The sequence below is a fragment of the Roseivirga seohaensis genome (assembly GCF_001592945.1).
Taxonomy (GTDB): Bacteria; Bacteroidota; Bacteroidia; order Cytophagales; family Cyclobacteriaceae; genus Roseivirga; species Roseivirga seohaensis.
The window spans coordinates 103,123-116,583 of the sequence record NZ_LRPB01000046.1; the positions used below are offsets into that span (position 1 = coordinate 103,123).

Consider the following 13,461-nt stretch of genomic DNA (forward strand, 5'->3'; position numbering starts at 1 on the left):
GCGTAAAAAAGTAAGCCACTAAATTAGTGACTTATTGAATAAATACCTACTACTGGAAAATGGTCAGAGTAGTCTATTTCGCTTAATGTGTTAAAGTCAAGGGCCTTTAACTTACTATTATAGAACTGATTATCGATTCTTAAAAATGGTAATTTTCCGTTATAGGTAAACCCAAAACCTCTTCCGGCATCTTCAAAGGCATTATTGAATTCTCTTGAAATTTTAAAGTAATTGTAGCTATAGGGTATGTCGTTAAAATCGCCTGCAATAATGATCGGGTAAGTAATGTTTTCTGCATGCTTGAGTAAATCGTTAATTTGGGCAGTTCTTCTTACTGAACCATCTTGAAACTTTCTACGCACTGTTTCATACTTCTTTTCAAATTCAGCCTGATCAATCACTTCTTGATCGACATTTATGCTCATAGACTGCAAATGCACATTGTACACCCTCAGTGTGTCCTTTCCTATTTTCAAATCGGCAAAAATTATATTGTTGCTCGTCTGTTTTTCATAAAACACGCCTTTGTTCAAAATAGGATATTTCGAAAATATAGCATAGCTGTCAGCATAACCTCCAGTAAAACTATTATACTTTCCCGATTGTGAAATGGCTTTCATTACATTTTTAGAACCTAGAAATTCTTGAAAGCATTTAATATCACAAGGATGAGAGGCAATCCACTGAAGCATATCCTTTTCATTTCCTTTGTTCATCCTCATCATATTGTAATTCATTACTTGAAAAGATGAAGGAGCTTCATTGCTTTTACTTAAAGAGAATGTTGATTTAATAAAGGGAAGCCCAATGAGGAGCAACACGGCTGGTATAACTGCTATTCTTGACCTTGCAAATAAAAAGATCAAGAAGAAAATTAGGTTTAGAATCAGTAAAAAAGGAATACCCAATGAAACCAGCCCAGAGTATTTAAACAGCTCAGGAGAAACCCATACACTTCCGTAAACAACTAGCGTTAGAATACACCAAATGAAAATGGGAAGTTTTAAAATGCGCTTCATTGATTAAGGTAATTGTTGCTATTCTAACCATTTTCGGTCGTAATTCTAATATTCAGAGCATAAAAAAAGCAGTTCAAGTACGAACTGCTTTATAATCAATGAGATAATTCTCTATTCACTTCGAAGCGATTTTACTGGATTCGCTCTTGCTACCTTAATAGATTGATAACTCATAGTGAGTAAGGCAATTGCAAAAGCAGACACACCCGCTAAAACAAATGATAATAAACTAATTGGTGGTCGATATGTAAAATCTTGCATCCACCAGTTTACTCCCCAATAGCCCAAGGCCGATGCTAACACAAAGGATATAAATACCAAAATTGAAATTTCTTTCGACATTAAATACACCAATTGAATAACTGATGCACCCAATACTTTTCTGATTCCCACTTCTTTGGTTTTCTTTTGGGCGGTAAATGCTGCTAAACCAAATAAACCTAAACAAGCGATTACAATCGCTAAGGCTGCAAAAACCGTAAAAATTTCGCCCAATTTACTTTCGGCAGTATACATGTTTGTAAAGCGATCATCTAAAAACGAATACTCAAATGGTTGGCCTGGAGCCATTTCATCCCATTTGGCTTCCGCATCTTTCACTTGAGCGCTAAGATTTTCACTATTCAACTTTATACTTAAATACCCTGTAGTTTTACCCAATCGCATAATCAAAGGCTCAATTCCGCTTTTTAATGACTCGAAATTGAAATCTTCAATGATTCCAATCACATTGTAACGATCGAGCACTTCTGCATTATCACCAAAGGTACCTATAATACGGCCATCAATTTCTTCTATCCCAAAATCCTTAGCTGCAGTTTCATTAATGACCATGGCAGTAGAATCCGATCCATATTCTTTAGAAAAGAACCTTCCTTGTTTCATCTTCATGCCAAAAACATTAAGATAGTTCTCATCTACTCGCCAGTTTTGACAAACCATGCCTCGGTCCTTATCAATCACTGCGTCAGGAAAAAACACGGTAGAAGAACGACTACTTGATGTAGGCAAATAGCTAGAAAATGAAGCTTGCTCTACATCTGGGCTTTGTAATATCATGTTCCGAAAGGCATCTGAATTATCGCCTAACATATAAGCGTTATGAATCACCAAAACCCTATCTCTTTCAAAACCCAACTTCTTATTCTGAATAAAATTCAGTTGGTTGAGAATACTAAAAGTAGCGATGATTAAGAGTATGGAAACAAAAAACTGAAAACTCACCAAGGCTTTTCTAAGACCGCCCGATTTCCCGCCAGTACTCACATCGCCTTTTAAAACCTTAGCCGGACTGAAAGCTGAAAGGAAAAATGCTGGATATAACCCTGCTAAAAACCCAACTAAAACCGACCCAATAGCCACAATTGGCAAATTGGGAATAAACTCCAAAACCATCTGTCTATCGGTAAAATCATTGAAAAATGGGATAACGACCACAGCTAGTGAAAGCCCCAAAAGGCCAGAGATAAACGTAATAAGTATAGATTCGGAAATGAATTGACCAATTAGCTGAGACTTAAATGAACCTAAAACCTTTCTAACACCTACTTCTTTTGCCCTATTGGCAGAACGCGCGGTAGATAGGTTCATAAAATTGATACAAGCGATTACAAGAATAAAAATTGCAATTGAGGTAAATATATAGACATAGGTAATGTCACCTTCAGGTTCAAAGCCACCATAATTATTCGACCTCAAATGAATATCAGTTAATGGCTGCAAAAAGTAATTGAAGTTATTTCCTCCAGCTTTAAACTGCTCAAAACTCATATTAAGGTATTGCTGAAGCTCCAAGCCCATTTTCTCAATAGCAATCTCGTTGATCTTGTTCTCAACAGAAGCAATGTCAGCATTCTTATTAATCACCAAATAGGTGTCAAAATTCTGGCTCAACCATTCCTGATTATTATAATCGCCTCCTCTAGTGATAAATGAGAGTATAAAATCAAAATGAAAGTGGCTGTTATCTGGAATGTCTTCATACACTCCACTAACTATCCATTCTTCGTCATTATCCAGCTTGAGCACTTTACCCATTGGGTCTTCTTCCCCAAAATATTTTTTGGCCTGGGTCTGGTTCAGCACCAAATGATTTGGTCTCGACAAAGCTTCCTCGGGGTTACCTTGAACAAGGTTTACAGAAAACACTTTAAAGAAAGTTTCATCTGCAAAAACTAAGTCGTCTTCGTTGAACACTTTATCGCCATACTGCACCACCCAGTCGCCAGTATTCCTAAAACGAAGGCGTTCCTCGACTTCAGGAATTTGCTCTTTAAATGTTGGTCCGGCTGGGGATGGATTTTGGGAACCTGTGAAATCACGGCCATTAAAGCGGCCTTCAATCACTACTCTGTAAATCTGTTCCTGATTTTCGAAGTGTTTATCGAAACTCAGTTCGTAGTTTACGTAAGTCATGATTAACAGCACACAAGAAATGCCTATAGCAAGTCCGGTGACGTTTAAAAATGAAAAGAACTTATCACGCAAAAGGCTGCGGAATGCAATTTTGAGGTAATTTTTAAGCATAGGGTTGTTGTTTGAGTTGTTTGACCTTAGCCTGCTATCCAACAGGCTCAAAAACAAGACGACACCAATAGTGGATTGGTTGCATCGAGCTAAAAACTTTCTAAATGTTTAATTTCCTGACCATTGAGCGTGGTGTATGACTTCATTAAATTGGCAGTAAGACATGAATGGATAGGAAGTACACCTAAAATATCACCTACTTCAATGGCTTCAAATACTTCAGGCGTTGCCCTAAGCACACCGTGTTCTTGTGAAAGAGAAACCAATTTAATCCCCTCTAGAATTGGCGACCAACCTTCCTCTTCTAACACTACTACTTCTCCAAAAAATCTTTCTTCGTTTTCATCAAAGAGGTGATCTTTCGAAAAATGAACTGCTCCGCCATGAATAATGATTTCGCTTTTATTTCCATTTTTAGCCACTACTGGGCAGGCCATGGCTACGGCAATATCGCCCTCGGTGCATACATCTAGGTAATTCATTACTAAATCGTAGAAAACGAAATTGCCAGGCCCAATTTCGTCTATCCCTTCCATTTCTTCTACCACAGCGCAGCCTGGCGTATCTCCCATTCTAATTTTCAATGATGCTCCAATGGGTTCTAAAGCAGTTTTAACGGCCAACATTTCTTGAATTACACCCGCCCATATGTTTTTAATTTCCTCCACCGAATTAGCGTGATACGTATTTCCGGGGTGACAATACAAACCATAAAGGCTAGTCATACTTCCAGCCTCAATCAATGCAGCTAATTCTTTTACTTTAGCAATATCTTTTGTAGAAACACCAGACCTACCATATCCAGCATCCATTTCGATAAACAAGTTTACCGGAGCTTCCAGTTCTTCATTCAACCGATCAATCACCTCCGTATTCACCACAAAAAGAGTAAGCTTGATATTTTGCTTCAACATTCTATTCACGGCCGGAATTTCATGCATATTGAAAGGAAAAGCTACAGTAATATTACTCCAACCTGAACGTGCAAAAAATTCAGCCATCTTTACAGAAGAAACCGTGATGTTTTCAATACCATGGGCCTTAAACCACTCCCCAATTTCTGACGACTGATGGGTTTTAAAGTGAGGAACCAGTTGCACATTCAAACGTTTGGCTTTGTCGGCCATTCGCTGAATATTAATTTTGCACTGTTTTTCGTTTAGTAATAAGGTTGGTCTGGTAATTGCAATCATTGGATTCGAACGATTAAAAACATTAACATGAATATAGCCATGAAGAAACCACTTTTTATCCTGATGTCCATACTTATTTTGAGTAGTTGTGAATCTGGCAATAGCAATTACCTTGGGCAAGAACTTGCAGATGTAGAGCGCGAAAAGGTTGCGGTAGGATATGGAAACCCAAATGAAAGCATGAAGCTTTCTGCCGATAGTTATTCAGGTAGAGCAATGGCTACCTCTAATTTTGTAGAGCAAGACCAAACCTCAAAAATTATAACCACAGCCGACCTAAATATGGAAGTGGCCAGTTTAGAAAAATTCGAAGCTAGTTTAAGCGAACTATTGAGTAAGTACAAAGCCAATGTAACCAACCAAAGCCGAAATGATTCGGACAGAAGGCTGGATGCTTATTTTACTATTCGTGTTCCACAAGATCAATTCAATAATCTGTTTGACGGCTTAAAACCATTTGCTAAAAAAATCGAACATCAGTCGCTTAATCAGCAAGATGTTACTGAGCAATTTATTGATGTTGAAACTAGGTTGAAAAACAGAAAAGCACTAGAAGCACGTTATTTAGAACTTCTGAAAAAAGCCAACAATGTGAATGATATGCTGAATATCGAAAGGCAATTGAACCAAGTGCGTTCCGAAATTGAATCTCAAGAAGGAAGACTGAAATACCTCAACGATCAGGTAGATATGAGCACTATTCAATTGAATGCTTATGAAGTAAAGCCTTATGTGTATGAGCCCGAAAACCAAGACAACTTTGGCCAGCGTATTCTGAAATCGTTAGCGAATGGCTGGGCAGGTCTTATCAACGGAATCATGTGGATCATAGGTCTATGGCCTTTATTCCTTGTAGTTGGCCTAGTGGTGTTGGTGGCAAAAAAGAGAAAAGCGTAATTAGTTATCTCTCGAATAAGAATTTTAAAAGTGGCAAAAGCCACTTTTTTTTATGCCCAAAAAATCAAGACCAAGCCCTTTTTATACTGCGTAGTAAAAATATTCAGAACCTATTCTTTCGTTCTTCCGTAAAATGAGTTACTTTGATATTAAATTAATATCACTTTAAATCAACTCAAAACACATACATCATGAAAGAAGAAAAAACTTTTGAACCAAGGTCGGGTTTCCCAATGCTCTTATTGAGCTTCCTTATTTTATTCGGAACAATAGCCGCATTGATTGTTACACGGATGCCGATTTTCGCATTATTCTTCCTCGTATTCTTTATTATGCTTTTAGGCTTTTTCGTAATTAACCCAAATTCATCTCGCGTAATGGTATTTTTTGGAGACTACCGCGGAACCGTTAAGAAAAATGGTTTTTTCTGGGCCAACCCCTTCTATTCTAAAAAGAAAGTATCGCTCAGAGCTTATAATTTTGATAGTGAAAGACTAAAAGTGAATGATAAACTAGGAAACCCAATTATGATTTCGGTAATCTTAGTATGGCAGGTAAAGAACACCTACAAAGCCATGTTTGAAGTAAATGATTACGAACATTTTGTCCGCGTTCAGTCCGATGCCGCTGTACGTAAATTAGGTGGAAGCTACGCATACGACAACTTTGAAGACGATGGTGAAATTACTTTAAGAAGTGGCATGAACGAAGTAAACCACGACCTTGAAGAAGAACTTCGTGAAAGATTGGCCATGGCTGGAATTGATGTAATTGAAGCCAGGATTGGTTACTTGGCCTATGCTGAAGAAATTGCAAGTGCTATGTTGCAGCGCCAACAGGCTACTGCTATTGTTGCAGCCAGACAAAAGATTGTTGAAGGTGCTGTGGGAATGGTAGAAATGGCTTTAGATGAACTGAACCAAAAGAGTATCGTAGAATTAGACGAAGAAAAGAAAGCCGCAATGGTATCTAATTTAATGGTAGTGCTTTGTTCCGACAGGGCCGTAACCCCAGTAGTCAATACCGGCACACTAAATCATTAATACCAAAGTTCATTCTCACATTAATCGATTAAAACATTAATTCTATGGAATATAAAATTATACATAAAGGGCCATTTGAGAAAATAGAGAGCTTTGAGAAAAAGCTCAATACCCTAGCCACATCAGGATGGCGAATTGTTACTTCGTATAGTGGTGGTGCATATCTCATACTAGGCCGATCTAAACACTAAAGCTTATGTCAAAGAAAAAGCCATTTGTACTACGACTTGACCCTGAACTATTGGGGGCTGTTGAAAAGTGGGCTGCGGACGAATTTCGTAGTACAAATGGGCAGTTGGAGTGGTTGATCAATAAGGCATTGAAAGACGCTGGCAGATTAAAAAACAAATCTAAAAATGAAGAATAATGGAAGGAAATGAATTGCTCATAGTACACTTGGTGATCGCATTTACCGTCATACTACCCGCAGTATTGATGAAATTGGTCGTATCAGAATACCCAAACACATTTGTGGGGTATAGAACTCCGGCCTCGTTGAGGAGTAAAGAAGCATGGGATTTTGCCCAGCCTTATAGTGCTAACCTCATGCTTTGGTCTTCGGGCGCCACATTATTAACCCAAGTGATTACTTATTTTACGGTTCCTCCCGATGCATCAATACTCATTACATCAGGAGTATTAGTAATAGGTTTGGCAGTAGTAATTATACTCACTGAATTAGAACTTAAAAAGCGATTCGACAAAAAAGGCAATCCAAAATCTAAAACCATTATTAGAGGAAACTAAAAGCAGGGGTGATTATTTAATAATCACCCGCTGTTTTCTTCCATTAATTGGTGCTTCAATTCCTTCTACCTGAATAGAAAAGCGCAAATCGAATTTACCCTCAATATCAGGCAGTTTCACTGTTACCGTTTTAATCAACTCTTCGCCAGGTGCAAGACTAATTTTCAATAGCTCGTGTACATCGGTTTGTATTGGGTTTAACCCTTCTAGGATATGCGCATTTAGATAAACTTCCCTTCCATTCACGTCAGAAAAATCAACCGCATAATCGTAGTTGTTTTTCATGGTAATGTTAAGCGTTACCTCTTCACCAGGCCTAAACTCATTGTCATCAAGTTTATCTACTTCAACATTCACATTTCTAAACGACCTGAAATTCTCTACTACCCTGTAATGAATTCCCTTACCAATTGAAGTAGTAAAAGTTTCATACTCCCCTTTACGGTTATGCCTATCTATTAAAAAAATGGTTTTGCCTTGTAAATTCTCTTCCAACGGCCATAAATCGTGCTGCGTTTCTCTGTAATCAAAAGTGTTATAACAATGAACAATATCGCCAGTCAGATAACTATATCTCGAAGCACGCTCATAGTGGTTTATAAACACAATGGGAAGTCCACCAGAAAGGTCTTCTACTTCTTCGGCCCAGCCATCCCAGCCATGAAGTACGTCCCATCCCTCAGTCCATTTTGAAGGAAGAAAATCATACATCAAATAAATACGCGCGGGAATAAATAACACCAATGAAATCACGCACAGCTTCATCATCCACTTTCTCCAATTTTCACGGCTAGAAATATATTCATGCCCTAAAAGAATTAATGGAATCATAACTACACTTGTCCAGTGCTTGTGAACTTCTACCCTAAAAGCAGAAATTAAGAAGAAGATAAGCACCCCAACAATATTGAATTTTAGCGCTCTATGAAAAGCCGATTCAGTCTTGTGCTTATAAGCCGCTGCAAATAGCATTACGCCAATTAGAGGACCAAAAACAAGCGGTTGAATACTGATATAATAAAGGATTGTACCGAAACTGAAACCTAAATCAATACGATTGTACAGGTGGAATTTAATACTCGCAAAATCGTGAGAATACTGCCAATAGGTATGTGGCAGCATGAATACTACTGTTAAACCTACAATGGCCCAAAATGATTTCTTCTTAAATAGCCCCAAATTGGAAAGCACGGTAAAGAAGACCACCAAAACGCCATGGTACTTGCTCATCATCACCAAGGCAATGTTTAAAGCCAAAAGCACTACGGTTTTCCAATTATCTTCTTTTAAATATTGTTTATAGAAATAGAAGAAAGTGGCTGTAAAGAATAAAAGAGGCACATCTGTTTTTACCAATAAAGCACCTAGGTGAAAAGGCAGTAGCCCCAGCATCATCCAGACAAAGAGCTTATCATCGTTAACTTCTAGTGTTCTGCGCAGCACAATAATGGTAAGAATGTTCGTAATCAACATTCCCATTCTCAAGCCCATATCGTTCGGAAAAAGCCAATAACCAGGAGCGGTAACCACCCCTACCATAGGCGGATGATCTAGGTAACTCCAATCTAAAAACTGAGAAAACAACCAATAATAAGCCTCTTCACCACTTACCTCTGTAAAATAGTTTTGTATTAGGCCTGCAATTGTCCAAAGGATTAAAAAATAGAAAAAGAACCGTTCATGTTTACCGTTCTGCTGCGTATCCAGTGAAGTCATTCCAATAGTCAAGTTTAAATGGGAGTTCAAAAGTACAAGTTTTCGCGTTACGAAAATTGTTCAGCATATTTGTATTTGACTTAACCTAAAAAATCAGACCTCAGCATACTTCATGTTTGAATTAGGCTTCAAATTTTTAAAATTCAGCGCAGTAGGCCTTTCTGGCCTCGCTATAGATTTCTGCATCACTTTTTTAACAAAAGAAAAACTGCGCTTAAATAAATATTTCGCCAATAGCCTCGGCTTTGTATTTGCCGCTACCTCCAATTATTTACTCAACAAAACCTGGACTTTTCAGGACACCAATCCATATGCGGTCACTCAATTCTCAAAGTATATTCTCATTGCCCTTATTGGCCTTGTTATCAACAATTTAATCATCTACTTATTGGTTAATAAGAAAGAAATAAGCTTTTATTGGGCGAAATTAGTAGCCATAGGAATTGTGGTGTTATGGAATTTCATCGCCAATTACAACTTCACTTTTGTTGCCAATTAATCCTGTTTTAAGAGCTATAAAAATCAGAATTGCTTTAATCTTAGCTGGCCTCTCTCTTTCATGCAAACTTTAAACAAAACAGCCTTTCTCCGATTGAGTATGTTTTCTTAAATTTTATTACCCTACTTTTTCGATAGACTTTATATTTATTAATCAAAATATTTAGATTTGCGTATTGATTAGTTCACTATAAAACGCAAATGAAATGAGCATTAGATTAGGAGACATTGCCCCAGATTTTAAAGCAGAGACTACTGAGGGCACCATTAATTTTCATGAGTGGTTGGGCAACAGCTGGGGAATGCTGTTTTCACACCCGGCAGATTATACACCCGTTTGCACCACTGAATTAGGCAGAACCGCGCAACTTAAATCAGAATTTGAGAAGCGCAATGTAAAGGTTTTAGCGGTTTCGGTTGACGGACTGGAGTCGCACAAAGGCTGGGTTAAAGACATTGAGGAAACTCAAAACACCACTGTTGACTTCCCCATCATTGCCGATGAAGATAAAACCGTAGCCAATTTGTACGACATGATTCACCCCAATGCAAACGATACGTTAACGGTGCGTTCTGTATTTATTATTGGACCAGACAAAAAGGTAAAACTGACCTTGACATATCCAGCTTCTACTGGCCGAAACTTTCACGAACTTTTGAGGGTAATCGACTCTCTTCAACTGACAGCAAATTATAGTGTTGCTACCCCTGCCGATTGGAAAGATGGAGAAGACACGGTGGTCTCTCCTGCTATCGCTACGGAAGATATTCCTGCGAAATTCCCTAAAGGGCACCGTGTAGTAAAACCTTATTTACGATACACACCACAGCCAAATAAGTAAGTTTGGGCAAAATTAAAGGACTTCAAAATGAAGTCCTTTAATTTATTCATTGTCACAAAAAAGGATATTAAGACTTCCGAGACTTTGGAATCAGGACGACTAGTAGCTTGATTATTTCCCAAAAACCTTTTTAAGTAATTCCGAAGTACGAGCCCCAGCATTCTCTCTGATATTAAGCTCTTCTTTGGCAATCATCACGAACAAGCCATCAATGGCTTTTGCAGTAACATAAGCCGTTAAATCCGTTTCTACTTTCTTCACAAATGGCACCTTGTTGTAAGTACCCATTACATCTGACCAATATTTAGTAGCATTTACCTTTTGCAGTGACGCCTCTATAATTGGGTTAAATTTTCCTTCTAGCGAAGTGGTTGTTTCTCGCTCTAAAAATTGAGTAGCCGCATCTTTATCACCTTTTACAATGTTTATAGCATCGTTAATGGTGAGAGATTTAATGGCCGCAATAAAAATATCCTTGGCTTCATAGGCAGCATTTTCTGCTGCACGGTTCAAAGACTCCACCGCTTGATCAACTTGATTCCCCAAACCGAGTGCTCTTAGCTTACTTTCAACCGCTTGCGCCTCTTGCGGAAAAGGAATCTTGATTTCAGGGTTTTTATAATAACCATCTACTTTAGAAAGTATATCAACCCCTTTTGAAGTACCTTGCTCCAAAGCTTCTTTAAGCGCATTGGCCGCTTCTTCTTTAGAAAAGGCTGCTCCTCCTCCACCTAAAATATCTTTAGCCTGTTTAAATATTTGGCCTTGAGCGGAACAACCGAATAATAGGAAAAGGGAAAATAGTAATGTTAGTTTTTTCATAATGACGATTCTTTGTTTGAACCTAACGAACGACTTGGCAAATACTACACCAAACCCATATAATTTTTTAAAGTGGTCAAATTTAAATTTAGTGTAGCTCAATTTATTCAACGAACCTCAAATATTGTGTTCAGAAACAATTCATTATCGATAATAAATATTCACACACTTTAATGTTGCTCCTACCATTGTTTTAAATAGAAATTAATTGCTTATTTTTAATTGAAATTTTAAATTTAATTCAAATCATGGCATATTCAATCACACAAAACATCGAATCACTTCCAGAAGAACAGAATTTTGAGCATAAACTTACTACTACTTTAGAGAAAGGAAAGTTTCTTGCCATTACGGAAAACAAATTAGAAGAAGGATCCAATCAAAGAGTTATTACAGCTCAAATTATGTCTATGGAAGAGGCTGAAGGAGGAGAAACTTCTGTACCAATTACTTTAGTAAAAGGTGAAAAAGAAGATAGTATAAAAGTAATAGTCAATGATGAAACTGGAAACCAAATAGCCAGTAGCGAAACAAAATATTAATTAAAAAAGATTGCCGTCAATATTCAGTTTTAGATTAAATATTGACGGCCAATTTGGTTTCTCTTCAAACTCTCCTTCTGATTTTCACATCTACTCCTTCATAAGTAGCACTAACCCATTACAGGGTAATGCGATACACCGCCAATTAAAGCTGTCTACAGCCTAATAAAAAACACTAATAAAAGAATTGTAGCCTTATTGGTTTTAGTTTTTTGGCGTCCGTTAAAACACTCTCCTCCCCCAACATAAACACCATTCAAGCACTTGATTATCAATACATTTTTAAAGACACTACTTATTATCAGTAATAACTATTTTGATAAAAATAGCTGAAACACTTTCCATAACCTCTTCCGAATTTAAAATGGAAAGCGGGAGAACTCCGACCCGCTTTTGAACCAATCTCTTCCCAAAACAGTTGGCAAAATCTATATAGAAATTTCTAAACACCAACGACCCAATATTTAGAAAATCACGGGTCGTTCTTGGGTTAATCCAGAGACTAAAAAAAGCAAATTATTATTAAAATGAATATTACTGAAATTTTAAACAGACGTTATTCCACTAAGGAATTTGACACAACAAAAACCATTTCGGACGAAGATTTCGAGCAAGTAAAAGCATTACTAAGATTAAGTCCGTCAAGTACTAACCTTCAGCCTTGGCACTTTATTATAGCCAACACAAAAGCCGGGAAAGAAAGAATTGCTAAAGGAACTCAAGGCTTCTTCCAATTCAACAATTCTAAAGTATTAGACGCATCTCATGTGATTGTTTTCTGTTCTAAAATTGATGCGGATGAAGAGTTCTTAAACCGCATTTTAGAGCAAGAAGATAAAGACGGTCGTTTTGCACAACAATCATTCAAAGAGCAAATGAGAGGCGGTAGAAAAACGTTTACCGACATTCATCGCTATGATTTGAAAGACCTTCAGCATTGGTTAGAAAAGCAGGTTTATTTAAATATGGGCTCACTTTTACTTGGCGTAGCCGCATTAGGCATTGATGCCGTACCTATGGAAGGGGTTGATGTAAAAACTCTCGACCAAGAGTTTGGCTTACGCGAAAAGGGGCTAACCACATTGGCTGTTGTAGCTTTGGGTTATCGTAAAGACACTGACTTTAATGCGACTTTGCCAAAATCGAGACTACCAGAAGAAGAAATCATTACTCAATTGGATTAGTCAACTTGATATTTCCGCCTGCAAAAAAACGAACATGGATTTAGAAAAGAATAAACAAAACGCCATTGCTTTCTATAAAACGGCCTATGAAGGAAATCCTCAAAAGGCAATTGAACTGTATGTTGGTGAGGAGTATATTCAGCATAATCCCGATGTTGAGGATGGAACAGCGGGGTTTGTCAACTATTTCAAACGAATGCAGACCGAATATCCAAATAAGTCGATTGAGTTTGTGCGCTGCATTGCCGAAGGGGATTTAGTAGCGCTACACACCCATCAAACTTGGCCGGGGAATGACCAATACGTGACCATGGATTTTTTCCGCTTTGATAAAAACGGAAAAATCTGTGAACATTGGGATGCCATTCAACAAATACCAAGCGTATCGAAGAATCCCAACACCATGTATTAAAACCTACATCAAACACCTCT

General features: G+C 37.7%; 15 protein-coding genes. 10 read left to right on the top strand and 5 right to left on the bottom strand.

Features of this window, described 5'->3' with window-relative positions; genetic code table 11:
• Positions 1 to 23: 23 nt before the first annotated feature.
• The 3 genes from AWW67_RS13295 to AWW67_RS13305 form a co-directional block, all read right to left on the bottom strand.
• Positions 24 to 1,019 (bottom strand): endonuclease/exonuclease/phosphatase family protein, encoded by a 996-nt coding sequence (locus AWW67_RS13295; protein WP_062302347.1) that lies wholly within the window; start codon positions 1,017 to 1,019, stop codon positions 24 to 26.
• A gap of 111 nt (positions 1,020 to 1,130) precedes the next feature.
• Positions 1,131 to 3,545 carry an ABC transporter permease gene (locus AWW67_RS13300; protein WP_071387141.1) on the bottom strand — a complete coding sequence of 805 codons (2,415 nt, stop codon included), beginning with the start codon at positions 3,543 to 3,545 and terminating at the stop codon, positions 1,131 to 1,133.
• Positions 3,546 to 3,634: 89 nt separating this feature from the next.
• Entirely contained in the window at positions 3,635 to 4,738 is a 1,104-nt protein-coding gene (locus AWW67_RS13305) for an alanine racemase (protein ID WP_062302349.1), read from the bottom strand.
• 39 nt (positions 4,739 to 4,777) lie between these two features.
• Between AWW67_RS13305 and AWW67_RS13310 the strand changes: the two genes are divergently transcribed.
• The 5 genes from AWW67_RS13310 to AWW67_RS13320 all read left to right on the top strand — a co-directional run bounded on the left by AWW67_RS13310 (position 4,778) and on the right by AWW67_RS13320 (position 7,425).
• Positions 4,778 to 5,635, top strand: a complete 858-nt coding sequence (locus AWW67_RS13310; RefSeq protein ID WP_176700055.1) for a DUF4349 domain-containing protein — start codon at positions 4,778 to 4,780, stop codon at positions 5,633 to 5,635.
• A gap of 191 nt (positions 5,636 to 5,826) precedes the next feature.
• Entirely contained in the window at positions 5,827 to 6,678 is an 852-nt protein-coding gene (locus AWW67_RS13315; protein WP_062302352.1) for an SPFH domain-containing protein, read from the top strand.
• A 44-nt stretch (positions 6,679 to 6,722) separates the two neighbouring features.
• Entirely contained in the window at positions 6,723 to 6,869 is a 147-nt protein-coding gene (locus AWW67_RS19095) for a hypothetical protein (RefSeq protein ID WP_176700056.1), read from the top strand.
• Positions 6,870 to 6,874: 5 nt separating this feature from the next.
• Positions 6,875 to 7,045 (top strand): type II toxin-antitoxin system antitoxin, encoded by a 171-nt coding sequence (locus AWW67_RS18635; protein WP_071387139.1) that lies wholly within the window; start codon positions 6,875 to 6,877, stop codon positions 7,043 to 7,045.
• Positions 7,045 to 7,425 (top strand): SdpI family protein, encoded by a 381-nt coding sequence (locus AWW67_RS13320; protein ID WP_062302353.1) that lies wholly within the window; start codon positions 7,045 to 7,047, stop codon positions 7,423 to 7,425. Before AWW67_RS18635 ends, AWW67_RS13320 begins: the two co-directional genes overlap by 1 nt.
• Before the next feature lie 12 nt (positions 7,426 to 7,437).
• On the opposite strand, the gene AWW67_RS13325 is transcribed toward AWW67_RS13320, so the two are convergent.
• A complete protein-coding gene (locus AWW67_RS13325; protein WP_062302355.1) occupies positions 7,438 to 9,141 on the bottom strand; it encodes an ArnT family glycosyltransferase in 1,704 nt (567 codons plus the stop codon).
• A gap of 112 nt (positions 9,142 to 9,253) precedes the next feature.
• On the opposite strand from AWW67_RS13325, the gene AWW67_RS13330 reads away from it, so the two are divergent.
• On the top strand, positions 9,254 to 9,640 hold the full coding sequence (locus AWW67_RS13330; protein WP_062302356.1) for a GtrA family protein: 387 nt from the start codon (positions 9,254 to 9,256) through the stop codon (positions 9,638 to 9,640).
• A gap of 205 nt (positions 9,641 to 9,845) precedes the next feature.
• Positions 9,846 to 10,481, top strand: a complete 636-nt coding sequence (locus AWW67_RS13335) for a peroxiredoxin (RefSeq protein ID WP_062302357.1) — start codon at positions 9,846 to 9,848, stop codon at positions 10,479 to 10,481.
• A gap of 111 nt (positions 10,482 to 10,592) precedes the next feature.
• Here the strand turns inward: AWW67_RS13335 and AWW67_RS13340 are convergent, their stop codons facing one another.
• Positions 10,593 to 11,303 (bottom strand): DUF4197 domain-containing protein, encoded by a 711-nt coding sequence (locus tag AWW67_RS13340; protein WP_062302396.1) that lies wholly within the window; start codon positions 11,301 to 11,303, stop codon positions 10,593 to 10,595.
• Positions 11,304 to 11,551: 248 nt separating this feature from the next.
• On the opposite strand from AWW67_RS13340, the gene AWW67_RS13345 reads away from it, so the two are divergent.
• The 3 genes from AWW67_RS13345 (at position 11,552) to AWW67_RS13355 (ending at position 13,441) form a co-directional block, all read left to right on the top strand.
• Positions 11,552 to 11,845, top strand: a complete 294-nt coding sequence (locus AWW67_RS13345) for a hypothetical protein (protein ID WP_062302359.1) — start codon at positions 11,552 to 11,554, stop codon at positions 11,843 to 11,845.
• A gap of 527 nt (positions 11,846 to 12,372) precedes the next feature.
• Positions 12,373 to 13,029, top strand: coding sequence for an oxygen-insensitive NAD(P)H nitroreductase (gene nfsB / locus AWW67_RS13350; protein ID WP_062302360.1), 657 nt, complete (start codon positions 12,373 to 12,375; stop codon positions 13,027 to 13,029).
• A 34-nt stretch (positions 13,030 to 13,063) separates the two neighbouring features.
• Positions 13,064 to 13,441, top strand: a complete 378-nt coding sequence (locus AWW67_RS13355) for a nuclear transport factor 2 family protein (protein ID WP_062302361.1) — start codon at positions 13,064 to 13,066, stop codon at positions 13,439 to 13,441.
• Positions 13,442 to 13,461 lie beyond the last annotated feature (20 nt).

Bases quoted from the DNA above. Each gene is read 5' to 3' on its own strand.
- AWW67_RS13345 (WP_062302359.1), top strand. From the start codon at position 11,552: ATGGCATATTCAATCACACAAAACATCGAATCACTTCCAGAAGAACAG.
- AWW67_RS18635 (WP_071387139.1), top strand. From the start codon at position 6,875: ATGTCAAAGAAAAAGCCATTTGTACTACGACTTGACCCTGAACTATTG.
- AWW67_RS13300 (WP_071387141.1), bottom strand. From the start codon at position 3,545: ATGCTTAAAAATTACCTCAAAATTGCATTCCGCAGCCTTTTGCGTGAT.
- AWW67_RS13330 (WP_062302356.1), top strand. From the start codon at position 9,254: ATGTTTGAATTAGGCTTCAAATTTTTAAAATTCAGCGCAGTAGGCCTT.
- AWW67_RS13320 (WP_062302353.1), top strand. From the start codon at position 7,045: ATGGAAGGAAATGAATTGCTCATAGTACACTTGGTGATCGCATTTACC.
- AWW67_RS19095 (WP_176700056.1), top strand. From the start codon at position 6,723: ATGGAATATAAAATTATACATAAAGGGCCATTTGAGAAAATAGAGAGC.
- AWW67_RS13310 (WP_176700055.1), top strand. From the start codon at position 4,778: ATGAAGAAACCACTTTTTATCCTGATGTCCATACTTATTTTGAGTAGT.
- nfsB (WP_062302360.1), top strand. From the start codon at position 12,373: ATGAATATTACTGAAATTTTAAACAGACGTTATTCCACTAAGGAATTT.
- AWW67_RS13315 (WP_062302352.1), top strand. From the start codon at position 5,827: ATGAAAGAAGAAAAAACTTTTGAACCAAGGTCGGGTTTCCCAATGCTC.
- AWW67_RS13295 (WP_062302347.1), bottom strand. From the start codon at position 1,019: ATGAAGCGCATTTTAAAACTTCCCATTTTCATTTGGTGTATTCTAACG.
- AWW67_RS13355 (WP_062302361.1), top strand. From the start codon at position 13,064: ATGGATTTAGAAAAGAATAAACAAAACGCCATTGCTTTCTATAAAACG.
- AWW67_RS13325 (WP_062302355.1), bottom strand. From the start codon at position 9,141: ATGACTTCACTGGATACGCAGCAGAACGGTAAACATGAACGGTTCTTT.
- AWW67_RS13340 (WP_062302396.1), bottom strand. From the start codon at position 11,303: ATGAAAAAACTAACATTACTATTTTCCCTTTTCCTATTATTCGGTTGT.
- AWW67_RS13305 (WP_062302349.1), bottom strand. From the start codon at position 4,738: ATGATTGCAATTACCAGACCAACCTTATTACTAAACGAAAAACAGTGC.
- AWW67_RS13335 (WP_062302357.1), top strand. From the start codon at position 9,846: ATGAGCATTAGATTAGGAGACATTGCCCCAGATTTTAAAGCAGAGACT.